We start from the raw sequence: 16482 nt of genomic DNA on the forward strand, positions 1-16482 counted from the left end.
AATAGAATACCGTACGTGACCGAGTAGGCATCATGAGCGCCTGCACTTGCACATAATGGATCCGTTTTGAGATTGGATATCTGGGGAAGTCGATGAGTTTACGTTCCGCATTTGCAGCGATTACATCGAAATTAGGTATGTCGCGTAAGGCGACGGCGCCGGGACCTGCGATTCCTCAAAAACTGCCCGAGATTGAGGCCGACACCGATATTGTCGCGAAGCTCTCCCGCGAGCATGGCCAGTTGCGCCAGGTGATGAGCAACATACTGGCCGCGGCCAGGGAAAAACGCTTTGAGGTCGCAAAGAAAGAGCTGGTTCGATTCCAGGCATTCCTGGCCCGTCATCTGGCGACCGAAAACCGCGATTTCTATCCCGAGCTGAAACAGCATCTGCCCGAGTACTCGGGCAATATACAGCGCTGCCAGGCCGACCTGCACGGCATTGTGACCGAGCTAAAACTGGTTGCCGAGATCGGCGAGAAAGAAGCCAGGTGGCGGCCACAGACGGTGGCTTCGTTGCAACGGCTTTTCGAGCGCGTCGAAGAGCGGCTCACTTACGAAGAGAATTCACTCTTTCCGGTCTATTTTGCCATCGGCGAGAAGCAGGATATTTTCAACAAGACGCAGATCTTCGACCGTTCTTTGTACGCCCGACTCAAGAATCAGTAACGGGCAGATTTGCAGGTTGACCAAGGTAAAACCGGCTGAGTATCTGCCGGTTTTTGTTTTGCGCGCTGCACATCGGGATCTTGATGTTGTCGGGTGCGCGGGATCAGAGGCCGGTGGCGCCCGATCTGGGTGGGTGCCGGGTCCAGCGTGCTTTGGGATAGCCGGATCGATGGCGGATCACGGATGGTGTGTCGTAAAGCGCAGGTGCGCGATCCGCTCCCCGTAGAGCACCCGGAACCAGGGGTTGTGCGCAACCAGACCGAGCCAGCCCCAGCGCTCGGCATGGTGATCGAGCACGCACCATTCATTGAGCAGTTTGATGCGCCGGTCCCAGTGTTCGAGTTCATGGCTGTCCGCCAGCGACCACTTGAGTTTGGCGTCGAAGCGCCACAGTGTGTCGTGGTAATGGGTCATGCCTATGGCACCGAAGGCAAGCACCTCCAGCAGCATCTCGGCGCCGGGAAAGGCGTTGACCAGATGGCGCAGGAGGCTACGCACTTCGTGGCGGGCGAAGTACATCAGCAGTCCTTCGGCGATCAACAAAACTGGGCGGTCACCGCGGTCAATCGCTTTGAACCAGCTGGTGTCCATGACCGAGGCGGAAATGAAGCGGTAGCGAGCGTGTTCCTTGAAGTATTGACGGCGCCAGGCGATGACCTCGGGGAGATCCAGCTCGTACCACTGCACCGTTTCGTTGTCGAGGCGGTGGAAGCGGCTGTCGAGTCCGGATCCGAGATTGACGACCAGGGCGTGCGGATTCCTGCCGAGGAAATCCCGTACCGCGTCATCGAGGAGGCGAGTACGCACCGCCACCGCAACTTGCGATTTCCAGTCGTGATCGAAGCGCGCGAAGTCGTAGTCAATGCGACGCAGCAGTTCGACTGCTTTGGAATCCTCGATGATGGGATCGTGCCGTTGGGTCTCCCTGGCCCGGGCCCAGAGGGGCAGCAGCAATGTCTCTTCGACACCGGTAAGTCGAGTCTTCATCCTTGAGCTCTCTTCAGACCTGACCATGGGTTCACTCTTTGGCGCGTATTATGGCGCCATGGCATGCTGTCACGCCTGCAACAGGCGGCGCAGTACGTAATGCAGGATGCCGCCGTGCCGATAATATTCCACCTCATCCACGGTATCGATCCTGCACCGCAAGGTAGCGGTGCTGCTGCTCCCGTCGCCGCGGGTGATGGTCAACGGCACGGCCATGCCGGGTGTGATGCCGTCGCTCACGCCCGTGAGGTCGAAGCACTCCGTACCGTCCAGCGCCAGGGACTTGCGGTCATCACCGGGCGCAAACTGCAACGGCAGCACGCCCATGCCCACCAGGTTGGAGCGGTGGATGCGCTCGAAGCTTTCGGCGATCACCGCCCGCACGCCGAGCAGGCGTATTCCCTTGGCGGCCCAGTCACGGCTGGACCCGGTACCGTACTCTTTACCGGCAATGACCACCAGTGGGGTCTCCTCGTTGGCATAGCGCATGGCCGCGTCATAGATGCTGGTCTGTTCGCCGCTGGGCTGATGGCGGGTAACGCCCCCCGTGGTGCCGGGCGCCATCTCGTTGCGCAGGCGGATGTTGGCGAAGGTGCCGCGCATCATCACCTCATGGTTGCCGCGCCGCGAGCCGTAGGAGTTGAAATCACCCGGCGCTACGCCTTGCTCGATCAGGTACCGACCGGCGGCGCTGTCAGTACCAATGTTGCCCGCGGGGGAGATGTGGTCGGTGGTGACCGAGTCGCCAAGAAGCGCTAAAGCCCTCGCACCGGCGATGTCGGTCAGTGCCGGTGGTTCCGGTGTCAGCGCCTCGAAGTAGGGCGGTTTGCGGATGTAGGTGCTGGCGCCATCCCAGCTATAGGTCAGCCCCTCACCGATCTCTACCGCCTGCCAGGCGGGCGGGCCGGTAAAGACCTCGGCGTAGCGATCCCGGTACATGACCGGCGTGATCGAGGTCTCGATCACCTGACGGATCTCGTCATTGCTCGGCCAGATCTCCTTGAGATAGACCGGCTCTCCTTTGGTGTCCACCCCCAGCGGATCGCTGTAAAGATCCACCTTGAGATTGCCCGCCAGGGCGTAGGCCACCACCAGGGGTGGCGAGGCGAGGTAGTTGGCGCGCACGTGCGGATTGATGCGCCCCTCGAAGTTGCGGTTGCCGGAGAGCACCGCGCAGGCCACCAGATCGCCCTGTTCGATCGCCTGGGCGATGGGTTCGGCCAGCGGACCGGAGTTACCGATGCAGGTGGTGCAGCCGTAGCCCACCAGATTGAATCCCAGCGTATCCAGATCGCCCTGCAGCCCGGCGGCAGCCAGGTAATCGGAGACCACCTGCGAGCCGGGTGCCAGCGAGGTCTTGACCCAAGGTTTGACCTTGAGTCCCCGTGCGACGGCGTTGCGCGCCAGCAGGCCCGCGGCCAGCATTACCGCCGGGTTGGAGGTGTTGGTGCAACTGGTGATGGCGGCGATGACGATGTCGCCATGGGTCAGTGAGTGGTCGGTACCGGATACCGGGACCCGGGGATCGGCTTCTCCTCCACTTGCGGCGATCAGGCCCGCAAGGTGCTGGCTGAAAGCGCTGGCGGCCTGCGACAGCGGAATGCGATCCTGGGGACGCGTCGGTCCCGCCAGACTCGGTTCCACCGTGCTCAGGTCGAGTTCCAGCACCGAGGAATACGCCGGGTCGGGGCTATCGCTTTCGCGCCACATGCCCTGGGCCTTTGCGTAGGCCTCCACCAGCGCGCAGCGTGCCTCGTCCCGGCCAGTGAAACGCAGGAAACGTAGCGTCTCTTCGTCGATGGGGAAGAGGCCGCAGGTCGCGCCATACTCCGGCGCCATGTTGGCGAGTGTGGCCCGGTCGGGCAGGGTAAGTTCGCCAAGTCCGTCACCGAAAAACTCGACAAATTTATTGACGACACCCTGGGCGCGCAGCATCTGCGTGACGGTCAGCACCAGATCGGTGGCGGTCGCCCCCTCCCTGAGGCGGCCCGCGAGTTTGAATCCCACCACCTCCGGGATCAGCATGCTCACCGGTTGGCCCAGCATCGCTGCCTCGGCCTCGATGCCGCCCACCCCCCAGCCCAGCACCGCCAGGCCGTTGATCATGGTGGTGTGGCTGTCGGTGCCTACCAGGGTGTCAGGGTAGGCGAGCGGCGTTTGCCCATCGTCGGTCCACACCACCTGAGCAAGGTGTTCCAGGTTGACCTGATGGCAGATTCCGGTGCCGGGTGGCACGACACGGAAATTGTCGAAGGACTGCTGGCCCCAGCGCAGAAAGGCGTAGCGCTCGCGGTTGCGGCTCATTTCCAGCTTGACGTTGATGTCGAAGGCATCGGCGCTGCCAAACTTGTCCACCATCACCGAGTGATCGATGACCAGGTCAACCGGCGTGAGCGGATTGATCTTCACGGGATCGCCCCCCGCGTGCACCATGGCGTCGCGCATCGCCGCCAGATCGACCACGGCGGGGACGCCGGTGAAGTCCTGCATCAGCACCCGCGCCGGGTGATAGGCGATCTCGCGTTCGGAACGGCACTCGTGCAGCCAGTCGGCGATCGCGTGGATGTCAGCGGTGGTCACGCCCTGTCCATCCTCGTGGCGCAGCAGGTTTTCCAGCAGAATCTTCAGCGAGAATGGCAGGCGGTCGATGGCGCCGAGCGATTCGGCCGCGACCGGCAGACTGAAGTAGTGATAGCGTTGGTCTCCGACCTGCAGTGTCCGGCGACAGTTCAAACTGTCCTTTGTCATGGGGATGCTCCAAGGTATGGGATGTTTTCTACAATTGTAGAGGGTGCGGGCTCCCGACGAGTTCACCCAGGAAGGAAAAAAATGGTGGAACTGCGAACCGAACACGACAGTATGGGCGAGGTTGAGGTGCCGGCCAATGCGCTTTACGGCGCCAGCACCCAGCGCGCCGTGGACAATTTCACCCTCAGCGATCTGCGACTGCCTGGCCACTTCATCGCCGCGTTGGCGCTCATCAAGGCGGCCTGCGCGCGTATCAACGGCGAGTTGGGGCTGCTCGACAGCGACCTCGCCCGCGCCATCGAAAAGGCGGCGCGCGAGGTGGCGCGCGGGCGTCACGATAAACAGTTCCCGGTGGACCTGTTCCAGACCGGGTCGGGCACCAGTACCAACATGAACGCCAACGAGGTGATCGCCACGCTGGCGGCGCGGCGTCTCAAGCGCAGCGTGCATCCCAACGATCACGTCAACCTCGGGCAATCCTCCAATGATGTAATTCCCAGCGCGCTGCATGTTGCGGCGGTGCTGCGCATTTACCAGGCCCTGTTGCCCGCGCTGCAGCATCTGGAATCGACCTTGCGCCGGCGTGGGGAGACGTTGCAGGGTGTCGTCAAGACCGGCCGCACCCATCTGATGGATGCGGTACCGATTACGCTTGGGCAGGAGATTGGCGCCTGGGCGACGCAGATCGCCAACGGCCGGGCACGGGTCGAGGGCGGCCTGGAGCGGCTGCGGCGCCTCGCCTTGGGCGGCACCGCGGTGGGCACCGGGCTCAACGCCCATCCGCAGCTGGGGCGCGAGGTCACGGCATTGCTTCGCGAGTGGACCGGTTTCGCATTCGCCGAGGCGAGCGATCATTTCGAGGCGCAGGCGACGGTGGATGCCGTGGTTGAGATGAGCGGCCAGCTCAAGACCGTGGCTGTCAGCCTGATGAAGATCGCCAACGATCTGCGCTGGATGAACTCGGGGCCGGGGGCCGGACTGGGCGAGATCACTCTGCCGGCCCTGCAGCCGGGATCGAGCATCATGCCCGCCAAGGTCAATCCAGTGATCCCCGAAGCGGTGGCCATGGTGACCGCCCAGGTGATCGGCAACGACGCGACCATCACCATTGCCGGCCAGTCCGGCAACTTCCAGCTCAACGTGATGCTGCCGCTGGTGGCCTACAACCTGCTGCAGTCGATCGAGTTGCTGGCCAACGCGAGTAGCGCGCTGGCCGACAGGGCGGTCACCGGATTTACCGTCAACCCGACGGCTTTGACCGAACCCTTGGCGCATAATCCGATTCTGGCCACGGCGCTCAATCCGGTGATCGGCTACGAAAAGGCCGCGGTGATCGCCAAAAGGGCGTGGCGCGAGGGACGTACGGTGCGCGAGGTGGCGGGTGAAATGACCGATCTCGATGCCGCCACGCTGGATCGCTTGCTCGATCCCGCCCGACTGGCGCTGGGCTTACCCTAGAGCGAGGGAGTTAGCGCGGCGGCGGTGCGTCGGCGACCAGCCTGTAGAGCGTACCCTCCTCGGTACTGTAGTCCACCAGATAGATCTCTCCGGCCTCGTCTTCGCCGAACGTACTGATATGCAGCTTGCTCGAGAGCAGGTGCTGTTGCGTCCAGCGCCCGTCAGATTGCTGCCGACCGCCCCACACCGCTCCGGTGCAGAAATCTCCGAACAGGTAAATCCCGCGCAGTGCTTTGATGGCCGCACCGCGATAGCGATAGCCGCCGATCACCGCGCAGCCGGAACGGTGATCGTAGATCAGGATGGGTGGTGTGTAGGTTTTGGCGTCGCAGGGAAAGATGCTGAAGCAGTCGGGACCGAGCAGGTCGCTCCAGCCGAAGTTGTTGCCCGAAATGCCGCGGGGTATCCAGTTGATCTCCTCCCAGTGCGACGGGCCGACATCGGCAATGAAGAGATCGCCGCTCTTGCGGTCGAAGCTCATGCGCCAGGGATTGCGCAGTCCGTAAGCCCAGATCTCGGGCCGGGCCTGGGCGATCCCGATGAACGGGTTGTCGTCGGGGACACGATACGGGAGGTCTGCGCCGACATCGATGCGCAGTATCTTGCCGAGGAGCGTTGTGAGGCTTTGGGCATGGTGGCGCGGATCATCGCCCGAATTGTCGGCATTGCTGCCAAAGTGTCCGCCATCCCCCAAGGCGATATAGAGCCGTTGATCGGGACCGAAGGTGATGGCGCCGCCGTTGTGTATCGGTGTCGGTTGCATGACGCGCAACACGGTTTCACCACTCCCCGCAGCGATGGGTTGGCCAGGTTCTGCGGCACGATAGCGCGCAATCAGACTTGCCCCCTCCTGATCGATGTAGCTGACATAGAACAGTCTGTTCCGCGGGAAATGGGGATCGAACGCCAGTCCCAGCAATCCCTGTTCGCCGCAGCAGCGCACCGCAGCGCCCAGGTCGAGCAGGGGGACGCGCTGCAGCGCACCGTCGCGTATCTCCAGTACCTGACCGCGTTGGGTCGCAAGAAACAGCCGTCCGCTGCCATCGTTTGCGTGCGCGATGGAGGTGATCTCCGGCAGTTTGGTCACCACCGGCTGCAATCGTACCGGGGGAAGGTCGGGCGTAAGCGTTGCATCGGAGGATTGCTGACCCGGCACTGCGCACCCCGCACCGATCAGGATGATCAGTACCAACAAGGTCTGCAGCGTCGTGCGTTGCCTGCCTGTCCCGGGAGCCGGGTGCGCCTCGTCGGCCAGTGGCATCGTGGCCTCCTCTTCTCCACCTAGTGTGGCAGATTGCGGCGGGGGCGTGAGGATTGCGAAAGCTAGAGGATCTGGGTCAGCAATTTACGATAACCGGGATAGTCCGTGTGATGCAGACAGTATTTGCGTGAACTCGGTCCCCACTTCTCCTCACGGCTGCAACGCGCGAGAAACTGTTCCACGTCGACGACCTGGTTGCCACCGACGGTATGGACACCGCGGGCAAACAGAGGATCGGGAAGAAAGCCGGCGCTGGGCCCGATGATGGCAAGCCGCTCGGCGTGCCTGGAGTGCTCCAGCATGCGATCGATGGAGTCGTTGAGGAGGACGGTGCTGGTGCAAAGAATCTTGTTGCATCGGTTCAGCGCATCGGGATCAAGGGTGACCTCGAATGCCCCCTCCCGTTGCACCAACTCGGCTTTGAGTTCGATGACGGTCAGCGGAATCCCCTGTGCGCGCAGGCGCTCCACCAGCGGCGGGAAATAGCCCACCATGCCGATGTGGTCGCCAGGTTGAGGATCTATATCGGCGATGGAGTTGGTGTGGTAGTCGAGGGGGCACCGCGCAAGCCTCAGCACATGCTGGCCGATGGCGTTGATCGCCGCCAGCGCCAACGCCCTGCGGGCGGGATCGGCGTCGGTGAATCCTGCCGCCAGTTCCACGACATCGGCGCCCCGCAGCGCCTCGGGATCGAAGCGTGCCGCAATCTGTGCCAGGGTGTCTTCGAGCAGCACGAACATCAGCCCGACACTGCCGTCGTCGAGTATCACAGCGCCGAACTCGGCGCTCTTCGCGGGTTCGCTGCGCTGCGGGGGCATCCACACCTGGCGAATCCGTGGCAGAGCCGTCGCGCCTGCAATGGCGTCGACGAGGGCGAGATAGTCTTGGGCGATGGTCATGGTTTAGCTCGTCCGTCTCGACTGGCTGGCGGTGGGTTGAAAAGCGCTACCGGCGGTACCGTTTAGCGGAGCGCGAAGGCAAGCACGATGGGAATGCTGATAAAGCTTGTCAGGTTGCCCAGCATGACAATGGAGGCCACCCGCGAGGGTTCCTGACGGTACTTCTCGGCGACGATGAAGTTGAGTACCGCCGGCGGCAGCGCTCCGAAGATCAGCAGCAGGCTCGCCTGGAGCGGCGGCAGATCCATGAATTGCAGCAGCAGCCAGGCGATAACGAGGCCGGAGACGGGGCAGACAACAGCGCCCAAAAGGCCGATACGCCAATCTTTGATGTCCACATTGATCAGCCGCACACCCAGCGAGAACAGCAGCAACGGGATGGAAACCTGGCCCAGCATTTCGATGGTCACGTTGACCGGCTGCGGCAGCGCCCAGCCGCTGAGGCTGAAGGCGATGCCGGCCAGCGTAGCCACCACCATGGGAATGCGCAACACGTCGAGCCAGTGCGCGCGGTGATCCATGATGTAGGTACCGAGCGTGAAGTGCAGTCCGTTCTCGACGATGAACAGCACTACCGCAGCGGGTAGCGCCTGCTCGCCGAAGGCGAAGACGGCCAGAGGCAGACCCATGTTTCCTGAATTGGTGAACATCATTGGCGGTACGAAGGTCTTGACCGGCACCTTGGCCAGTTTGGCTATCGGTAGTGCCAGCAATCCGGATCCGATAATGATCACGAGTGCGGCCAGCGCAATTTGCTGGTAGGCGGCAATATCGAAACTCTTGGAGGAAAGGACACTGAACAGCAGCGCGGGAATAAAGACGTCCATGTTGAGTTGGTTGGCGAAGGTGATATCCGGCTTCTTCAGACGGGCATAGAGGTATCCCGCTGCAACAATAGCGAAGATGGGGAAAACGATGGAGAAGATACGTAACAGCATGGGGTTGCCAGATCACCGACAAATAAGGCCGGCATTATCGGTTGCCGCAGGTCGTATGTCGACGCGACTCTGGCTGCAGTCGTGGAATCCTTTCCGCCGTGAGGTGCGTTGCAAGGACCGTCCCGCTGCGGCGCCGGAGACCGCCAACGAGGGGAAATGCCGGCAGACCTTGAAGTGGATTGCTTCCGCGGCGCTCCTCGCTGCTGATGTTGCGATGCAATAACCTGAACGGCCGGCGAGAACCTCAGTTGATGTCATCGTCTGCACTAAGTGCTTGATTGTTGGCGATGTGGGCGCGCCGGGTGCGGATAACCTCGAACCCATGGAAAATCACCATTAATGCAGAATGTACTCGAATGAGCCGGCAGCGGTGCTCCGCCCATTGCCCGGGGCGGTGAATTGGTCTAGGGTTTGGAGTGTGGGACCTTACGCCGCAAACCAACGCTCTCCAACCGCTTGCACAGCCATCTTTTTTGCGTGGCCGATCAGAGGCCAACGTTGACACGCTGTCTGCCCGGGGTGCTGGAGAGGAAGGTCAGGCAGTCCTAACCAATCGCCTACCAGATCGATTTGCCTTTTACCCACAGGAGGTAGCGATGTTCGAATACGATCAGGAGATTGTCGAGGAACTTCTCGACTCGGATATCAATTTTCGCAAGCTGCACGACCTGCACCACCAGCTCAAGGACAAGGTTCGCGAGGCGGAAATAGGCACCCTGCCCTTGGACGACTTCACACTGGCCCGCCTCAAGAAAGAGAAACTGCACTGCAAAGACAAAATGGCCGCCATCATCGCCTCCCACCGAACCGAACGAGCTTAACGGACCTTTAAGCGCCGGGGATGGGAGCCCATCCCCGGCCGTGTCCGAGGCCGACAGCCTTCATGCAGAATTTCTTTCAGCGATTCGATCCCGAGAGTTCCACCTTTACCTATGTTCTGGTTGATGCCGGCACACGCGCCGCGCTACTTATCGATTCGGTGCGCGAGCAGGTTGAAAGGGATCTGCACTTGCTTGAAACACATCGGTTGCGGCTTGAATGGATACTGGAAACCCATATCCATGCCGACCACGTAACAGGCGCTGCGCAGCTGCAGACCCGTACCGGTGCCCGCACAGCGATGAGCGCCAGGGCTGGTGTTACATGTGCCAACCGCCTGCTTGCCGACGGCGATCAGATTCAGTTCGGTGATGAAACGCTGCGGGTGTTGGCCACCCCCGGCCACACTGCAGGATGCCTCAGTTTCCTGTGGGGCGACAGGGTTTTTACCGGCGATGCGCTATTGATCGGTGCGTGCGGCAGAACCGATTTTCAAGAGGGTGATCCTGGGTGTCTATACGACAGCATCACCCAAAAGCTTTTGATACTGCCGGATGAAACCCTGGTCTATCCTGCGCATGATTATGATGGACGCCAGGTGAGCACCATCGGCGAACAGCGCACCACCAATCCCCGCCTGGTTGGCCAGACACGTGAGTCCTTCATTCGCCTGATGAACGGGTTGCGGCTCGACCCACCGCGCAAGATCGAGATGGCGTTGCCCGCCAACCGTCGTTGCGGGCGTCAGGACGGCGCGGCTGCCTGAGGGTGATCGGTGGTCTGACAGAGACTGCGTTAATTAGAAATTAATATGGCGGTAACTCGCTTTTGCAGAGGATTTTGCGGATAAACTCCGCGTAAAACGAGGTTTTCGATGGATTCTGCTGATATCGCTCGATTTCCATCGAAATACTTGTCAATGGGTCGCCTTGGAGGTAGATTCTTTTCCCCATTCGTGGCCGCCCGGCCGCAACGTAACGAAGAACAAACAATGAGAGGGTGGGCAGCAAAATCGCCTGTTCCGCCGCATAAGGTCTCGATGAGGGATGGTCCAGAAAGGAGCCGGTATGTTTCTGCCGGTCACTAGAATAACCATTGCAATAAACGTCACGCCACCAGTTCAGCTCTACTGTTCGGAAGCCGGTTCAACGCGCTGGCTGCTGCGCTCGCCGAGGTACTAGTCGTGGCCTATTTTCTGCAGCAGCTCATCAATGGTTTGACCCTGGGTATGATCTACGGTCTGATCGCCATCGGTTACACGATGGTGTACGGCATCATCGGTATGATCAATTTCGCCCATGGCGAGATCTACATGATTGCCGCCTTCCTCTCGATCATCGTCTTTACCATTCTCGGTGCGGCGGGGATCACCTTCGTGCCTTTGGCGCTGGTGATCGTGCTTATCGTCGCGATGTTTTTTACCGCGTGCTATGGCTGGACGCTGGAGCGTGTCGCCTATCGCCCCTTGCGCGGTGCACCGCGACTGGCGCCGCTGATCTCGGCTATCGGCATGTCTATTTTTCTGCAGAACTATGTCCAGCTGCTGCAGGGCGCCCGGGTGCGTCCTCTGCAGCCCATCATTCAAGGTGGTTTCAGTGTTTTTGAGCAAAACGATTTCGTGGTTCAGCTCAGCTATATCCAGATCTTCATTTGGATCCTGACCTTGGTCCTGATGACCGGGTTTGCGTTGCTGATCGCGCGAACCTCGTTGGGACGGGCGCAGCGCGCCTGCGAGCAGGATCAGAAGATGGCCGGATTGCTGGGGATCGACGTCGATCGCACGATATCGCTCACCTTCGTCATGGGTGCATCACTGGCGGCGGTGGCCGGTGTCATGGTGACGCTCTACTACGGCGTGGTCGACTTCTTCATCGGTTTTCTCGCCGGCATGAAAGCGTTCACCGCCGCGGTGCTGGGCGGCATAGGTTCGCTGCCGGGCGCGATGCTGGGTGGTCTGATACTGGGACTGGTAGAGGCCTTCTGGTCCGGCTACTTCACCACCGAGTACAAGGATGTTGCCGCCTTCTCGATCCTGGTGCTGGTATTGATATTCAGGCCCACGGGACTACTGGGTCGGCCGGAAGTGGAGAAGGTATAGGTCATGGCCGCTATCAATCCTGTCTCGCGCACGATCGATTTTCCGCGGCTGTTCAAAGAGGCCGTACTGGCGGCCGTGGTGGCATTCGCCCTCGCCTTGCCGATGGTCGGCTTCCAAACCGTCGATGTCACCGGAGGTCTGGATGTCGTCACCCGGTTTGACTGGGTTGCCTATGGAGTCGCCTTCGTCTTTGTCGGGCGCCTGCTGATCGGTTTCTACCGGGGTATCAAGACGCCGGTGGCGCAGGGCGATGGGCTGATGTCCAAGGCGGGGCGCGCGCTCCATCCTTATATCAGCTGGATCGTGGTTGCTGCACTTGCCTTTGCGTTTCTATTGCCACTGACACCGCTCTCCAATCGTTATGTGATCGATGTCGCCACCACGGTGATGATTTACGTGATGCTGGGCTGGGGGCTCAATATCGTTGTCGGGCTCGCCGGGCTGCTTGATCTGGGTTACGTCGCCTTCTACGCGGTTGGCGCCTATAGCTACGCTCTGCTGGCGACCCACTTCGACTGGTCGTTCTGGGTCTGTTTGCCACTGGCCGGGATCTTTGCCACCTTCTTCGGCATTGTACTTGGTTTCCCGGTGTTGCGACTGCGCGGCGATTACCTGGCGATCGTCACTCTCGGTTTCGGTGAAATCATTCGCGTCATTCTGCTCAACTGGTATCCCCTAACCAATGGTCCGGATGGTATCTCCGGAATCGAGCGCCCCTCATTCTTCGGCCTCGAATTTACCCGCTTTCCGGGTGAGGGCGAGGTGGCCTTCCACGAGTTTTTTGGCCTGGAGTATGCCGGCCTGCATCGCGTCGTCTTCCTCTACTATCTGATTCTGATGCTGGCGCTGATCACCAATTTCTTTACCCTGCGCATCCGCAAGCTACCCATCGGCCGTGCCTGGGAGGCGTTGCGCGAGGATGAGATCGCCTGCCGCTCGCTGGGTATCAACCCAACCAATACCAAACTGACCGCCTTTGCCATCGGCGCCATGTTTGGTGGGTTTGCGGGTTCGTTCTTCGCCACGCGCCAAGGTTTCATCAGCCCGGAGAGCTTCACCTTCATCGAATCCGCGGTCATCCTCGCCATTGTGGTCCTGGGAGGCATGGGCAGTCAGATCGGTGTGGTGCTCGCGGCCCTGGCACTGATTCTGCTGCCGGAGTTTGGGCGTGAGTTCGCGCAGTTCCGCATGTTGATATTCGGCGGGGCGATGGTGCTGATCATGACCTGGCGCCCGCGCGGTCTGTTGGCGTACCGCGATCCGACTCTGCTGTTGCACGGTCCCGCACCTCCCAAGAAGGCGGAGGAGAAGGCATGAGTACCGGCGAACGTGAGCCGCTGCTTACCGTTGAGCACCTGACGATGCGTTTTGGTGGTCTGGTGGCCATCGATGATCTGTCGTTCGACGCCCAGCACTCGGAGATCACCGCCATCATTGGCCCCAACGGCGCCGGCAAGACCACGGTGTTCAATTGCCTGACGGGTTTCTACCGCCCTACCGAGGGGCGATTGACCCTGCGCGATGGCGGCAGAAAACGTTACCTGGAGCGCATGGAGGGGTTTCGCATCGCCCGCGTCGGTGTGGCACGGACGTTCCAGAATATCCGTCTCTTTTCGCAGATGACGGTTCTGGAGAACCTCATTGTCGCCCAGCACAATCGGCTGATGCTCGACTCCTACTACACCATAGGCGGCCTGCTCGGGCTCTCGCACTACCGAAAGGCGGAAAAGAGTGCCGTCGAGTTCGCGGCAAGCTGGCTGAAGCGCATCAATCTCGTCGACAAGGCTGATATGGACGCAGGCAATCTACCGTACGGCGATCAGCGACGTCTGGAAATAGCCCGTGCGATGTGCACACGGCCGAAACTGCTGTGCCTCGATGAGCCGGCCGCCGGGCTCAATCCGCGTGAGTCGGCTGATCTCAACAAGCTGCTGCGCTCGATCAGGGACGACGATGGGATTGGTCTGCTGCTCATCGAGCACGATATGAACGTGGTTATGGAGATCTCCGATCACATTATCGTGCTGGACTACGGATGCAAGATTTCCGATGGCACGCCGGACGAGGTGCGTAACGACCCCGCTGTCATTCGCGCCTATCTGGGCGAGGAGGAGACGGAAGAACTGCCGCCGGAGGTGGCCGCGGATCTCCATCTGGCAAGAGACGCAGAATGATCGCTGGCAGCGATCGTCGCTAACGGTAACCGCCAATGTTGCTAACCATTTCAGGAGTCCATACCTACTACGGCCAGATTCATGCGCTGCAGGGCGTGGATCTGGAGGTGGAGGCGGGTGAGATCGTGACGCTGATCGGTGCCAACGGTGCCGGCAAATCGACACTGTTGATGACCATCTGCGGCAATCCGCGGGCACGTCAGGGGTCGATCGTCTATAACGGAGAAGAGCTTACCAAGCTGTCCACCAGCACGATCGTCAGGCGCGGTATTGCGCAATCACCGGAGGGGCGGCGTATCTTTCCGCGCATGACGGTGATGGAGAATCTGCAGATGGGCGCGACAACGACCGATGCCAGGCATTTCGATGATGATCTGCATCGCGTGTTCGAACTTTTCCCACGCTTGAAGGAGCGCAAAAATCAACGCGGAGGCACGCTATCGGGAGGCGAACAGCAGATGCTGGCCATCGCCCGCGCGCTCATGAGCCGGCCGCGCATGCTGCTGCTGGATGAGCCCTCGCTGGGACTTGCCCCCCTGCTGGTGAAGCAGATCTTCGAGGTCATCCGTGAGATCAACGAGCAGCAGAAGATCACCGTTTTTCTGGTGGAACAAAATGCCTACCACGCCCTTAAATTGGCCCACCGCGGCTATGTGATGGCGACCGGGCGCATCCTCATGAAAGGGACGGGGGAGGAACTGCTCGCCAACCAGGAGGTACGTGCCGCCTATCTGGAAGGTGGCCACTGAGGAGCGCATGATGGAAGCAATACTGGGTACCAGTGGTGGTGTTTATATTGGCGTGGCACTGGTGCTGATGGGCTTCGCCGCGTGGATGACCGGTGCGGCGGTCGCCGGCATCTGGAAACCGGTGTGGCAGGTGGTGGGCTACTGCATCCTGTTGGGTTTCGTTTGCCGGTTTCTGATCTTCGCTCTGTTTGAAGGCACGTTGCTCTCCCTCTCCGGACTGTTGATCGATATCGCGATATTGAATCTCTACGGTCTGGCCGCTTTTCGGGTCAACCGCATAAAAAGTTTGGTCACGCAGTACCCCTGGATGTATGTGCGCACCTCGCCGTGGAGCTGCCGGCAAAAACCGGAAGCGCAATCCTAGGTGGGTAGAGCAACGGTTGCGGTCTGGCGGCCGGCTGCTAGAGTAAGAGAGGTCCCTAAAAAGGCACAGGTTTGACACACATCGTTTGAGACGTTCGACCTGTAAATAAAGAACCAGCCGTTCTTGTTGGCGGCTGCAGAGAGAGGCAATCCAAAGGAGAGTTACAGCAATGAAAAAGGTAATGTTGGGTGTAATGACCGCTGCGGCGCTGGGCCTTGCGGCCTCCGCACAGGCGGATATCACGATCGCGACAGCCGGTCCGATGACCGGTCAGTACGCCTCGTTCGGCGAGCAGATGAAACGCGGCGCCGAGATGGCGGTCGCGGACCTCAACGCCAAAGGCGGTGTCCTGGGCCAGATGCTGAAGCTGGAAGTGGGCGATGATGCCTGCGATCCGAAGCAGGCGGTCGCCGTGGCCAACCAGATGGTGAACAAGGGCGTGGTTTTTGTGGCGGGCCACTTCTGCTCCGGTTCCTCCATCCCGGCCTCTAACGTCTATGCCGAGGAGGGTATCGTGCAGATCTCACCCGCTTCCACCAACCCCCAGCTGACCGAACGCGGACTGGCCAACGTCTTCCGCACCTGCGGGCGTGACGATGACCAGGGCAAAGTGGCGGGTGATTACATTGTCGACCATTTCGGTGCCAAGAATATCGCCGTTCTGCATGACAAGACCGCGTATGGCAAGGGGCTGGCCGACGAGACCAAGGCGCAGATCGAAAAGCGTGGCAAGAAAGCGACCATGTACGAAGCCTACACCGCCGGCGAGAAGGACTACTCGGCACTGGTCTCCAAGATGAAGGCCGCCAATGTGGACCTGATCTATGTCGGCGGTTACCACACCGAGGCCGGACTGATCATCCGTCAGGCCCGCGAACAGGGTATGAAGGCGGTGCTGATGTCCGGTGACGCACTGGTGACCGATGAGTACTGGTCCATAACCGGTCCCTCCGGTGAGGGTACGCTGATGACCTTCAGCCCCGATCCGGCCCGCAACCCGGAGGCCAAGCCGATCGTCGACAAGTTCATGGCGCAGAACTATAAGCCCGAGGGCTACACCCTCTATACCTACGGGGCGATCCAGGCCTGGGCGCAGGCCGCGCAGGCCGCGGGTGGCGTCGAGCCGGCCAAGATCATCAAGGCCTTGAAGGGCGGCCAGTTCAACACCGTGCTTGGTACCATCGGCTTTAATGGTAAGGGTGACGTTACCGCGCCCGGCTATGTCATGTACGAGTGGAGCAACGGCAAGTACGACTACGTCAACTAAGCTGGCGTTCGCCAATAGGCAGTGAGTGGAAGGCCCGGTAGTGTCACTGCCG

16 protein-coding genes are annotated in these 16482 nt (G+C 60.7%); 11 read left to right on the forward strand and 5 right to left on the reverse strand.

The genetic code is table 11. The features are described 5' to 3' along the window. Positions 1-92: 92 nt before the first annotated feature. The gene (locus DWQ09_11925; protein KAA3627858.1) at positions 93-668 is read left to right on the forward strand and encodes a hemerythrin domain-containing protein; all 576 of its coding nucleotides are present in this window, start codon (positions 93-95) and stop codon (positions 666-668) included. A gap of 177 nt (positions 669-845) precedes the next feature. Here the strand turns inward: DWQ09_11925 and DWQ09_11930 are convergent, their stop codons facing one another. After that, positions 846-1682 carry a class I SAM-dependent methyltransferase gene (locus tag DWQ09_11930; GenBank protein KAA3627859.1) on the reverse strand — a complete coding sequence of 279 codons (837 nt, stop codon included), beginning with the start codon at positions 1680-1682 and terminating at the stop codon, positions 846-848. 42 nt (positions 1683-1724) lie between these two features. Continuing rightward, complete coding sequence (gene acnA / locus DWQ09_11935) at positions 1725-4403, reverse strand: aconitate hydratase AcnA (GenBank protein ID KAA3627860.1); 2679 nt, start codon at positions 4401-4403, stop codon at positions 1725-1727. A gap of 81 nt (positions 4404-4484) precedes the next feature. Between acnA and DWQ09_11940 the strand changes: the two genes are divergently transcribed. Beyond that, entirely contained in the window at positions 4485-5861 is a 1377-nt protein-coding gene (locus DWQ09_11940) for a class II fumarate hydratase (protein ID KAA3627861.1), read from the forward strand. A 10-nt stretch (positions 5862-5871) separates the two neighbouring features. Here DWQ09_11940 and DWQ09_11945 read toward each other — a convergent pair whose 3' ends face one another. From DWQ09_11945 to DWQ09_11955, 3 genes are all read right to left on the reverse strand, one after another. After that, a complete protein-coding gene (locus DWQ09_11945) occupies positions 5872-7122 on the reverse strand; it encodes a glucose dehydrogenase (protein ID KAA3627862.1) in 1251 nt (416 codons plus the stop codon). 62 nt (positions 7123-7184) lie between these two features. Then, a complete protein-coding gene (locus tag DWQ09_11950) occupies positions 7185-8021 on the reverse strand; it encodes a hypothetical protein (GenBank protein KAA3627863.1) in 837 nt (278 codons plus the stop codon). A 62-nt stretch (positions 8022-8083) separates the two neighbouring features. After that, the gene (locus tag DWQ09_11955; protein KAA3627864.1) at positions 8084-8959 is read right to left on the reverse strand and encodes an AEC family transporter; all 876 of its coding nucleotides are present in this window, start codon (positions 8957-8959) and stop codon (positions 8084-8086) included. Here DWQ09_11955 and DWQ09_11960 point away from each other — a divergent pair. The 9 genes from DWQ09_11960 (at position 8958) to DWQ09_12000 (ending at position 16430) form a co-directional block, all read left to right on the forward strand. After that, on the forward strand, positions 8958-9182 hold the full coding sequence (locus tag DWQ09_11960; protein KAA3627865.1) for a hypothetical protein: 225 nt from the start codon (positions 8958-8960) through the stop codon (positions 9180-9182). The two genes, DWQ09_11955 and DWQ09_11960, sit on opposite strands and share 2 nt — an antisense overlap. A 373-nt stretch (positions 9183-9555) precedes the next feature. After that, positions 9556-9780 (forward strand): DUF465 domain-containing protein, encoded by a 225-nt coding sequence (locus DWQ09_11965; GenBank protein KAA3627866.1) that lies wholly within the window; start codon positions 9556-9558, stop codon positions 9778-9780. Positions 9781-9842: 62 nt separating this feature from the next. Then, a complete protein-coding gene (locus DWQ09_11970) occupies positions 9843-10544 on the forward strand; it encodes an MBL fold metallo-hydrolase (GenBank protein ID KAA3627867.1) in 702 nt (233 codons plus the stop codon). A gap of 417 nt (positions 10545-10961) precedes the next feature. Next, on the forward strand, positions 10962-11876 hold the full coding sequence (locus tag DWQ09_11975; protein KAA3627868.1) for a high-affinity branched-chain amino acid ABC transporter permease LivH: 915 nt from the start codon (positions 10962-10964) through the stop codon (positions 11874-11876). Positions 11877-11879: 3 nt separating this feature from the next. Continuing rightward, the gene (locus DWQ09_11980) at positions 11880-13193 is read left to right on the forward strand and encodes a high-affinity branched-chain amino acid ABC transporter permease LivM (GenBank protein KAA3627869.1); all 1314 of its coding nucleotides are present in this window, start codon (positions 11880-11882) and stop codon (positions 13191-13193) included. Beyond that, a complete protein-coding gene (locus DWQ09_11985) occupies positions 13190-14050 on the forward strand; it encodes an ATP-binding cassette domain-containing protein (protein KAA3627870.1) in 861 nt (286 codons plus the stop codon). The genes DWQ09_11980 and DWQ09_11985 overlap by 4 nt, the downstream gene beginning before the upstream one ends. A gap of 38 nt (positions 14051-14088) precedes the next feature. Beyond that, entirely contained in the window at positions 14089-14799 is a 711-nt protein-coding gene (locus DWQ09_11990; GenBank protein ID KAA3628022.1) for an ABC transporter ATP-binding protein, read from the forward strand. A 10-nt stretch (positions 14800-14809) separates the two neighbouring features. Further along, entirely contained in the window at positions 14810-15163 is a 354-nt protein-coding gene (locus DWQ09_11995; protein KAA3628023.1) for a hypothetical protein, read from the forward strand. Positions 15164-15332: 169 nt separating this feature from the next. Further along, positions 15333-16430 (forward strand): branched-chain amino acid ABC transporter substrate-binding protein, encoded by a 1098-nt coding sequence (locus tag DWQ09_12000; GenBank protein ID KAA3627871.1) that lies wholly within the window; start codon positions 15333-15335, stop codon positions 16428-16430. The last annotated feature ends 52 nt before the right edge of the window (positions 16431-16482 follow it).

Source organism: Pseudomonadota bacterium (genome assembly GCA_008501635.1).
GTDB lineage: Bacteria > Pseudomonadota > Gammaproteobacteria > QQUJ01 > QQUJ01 > QQUJ01.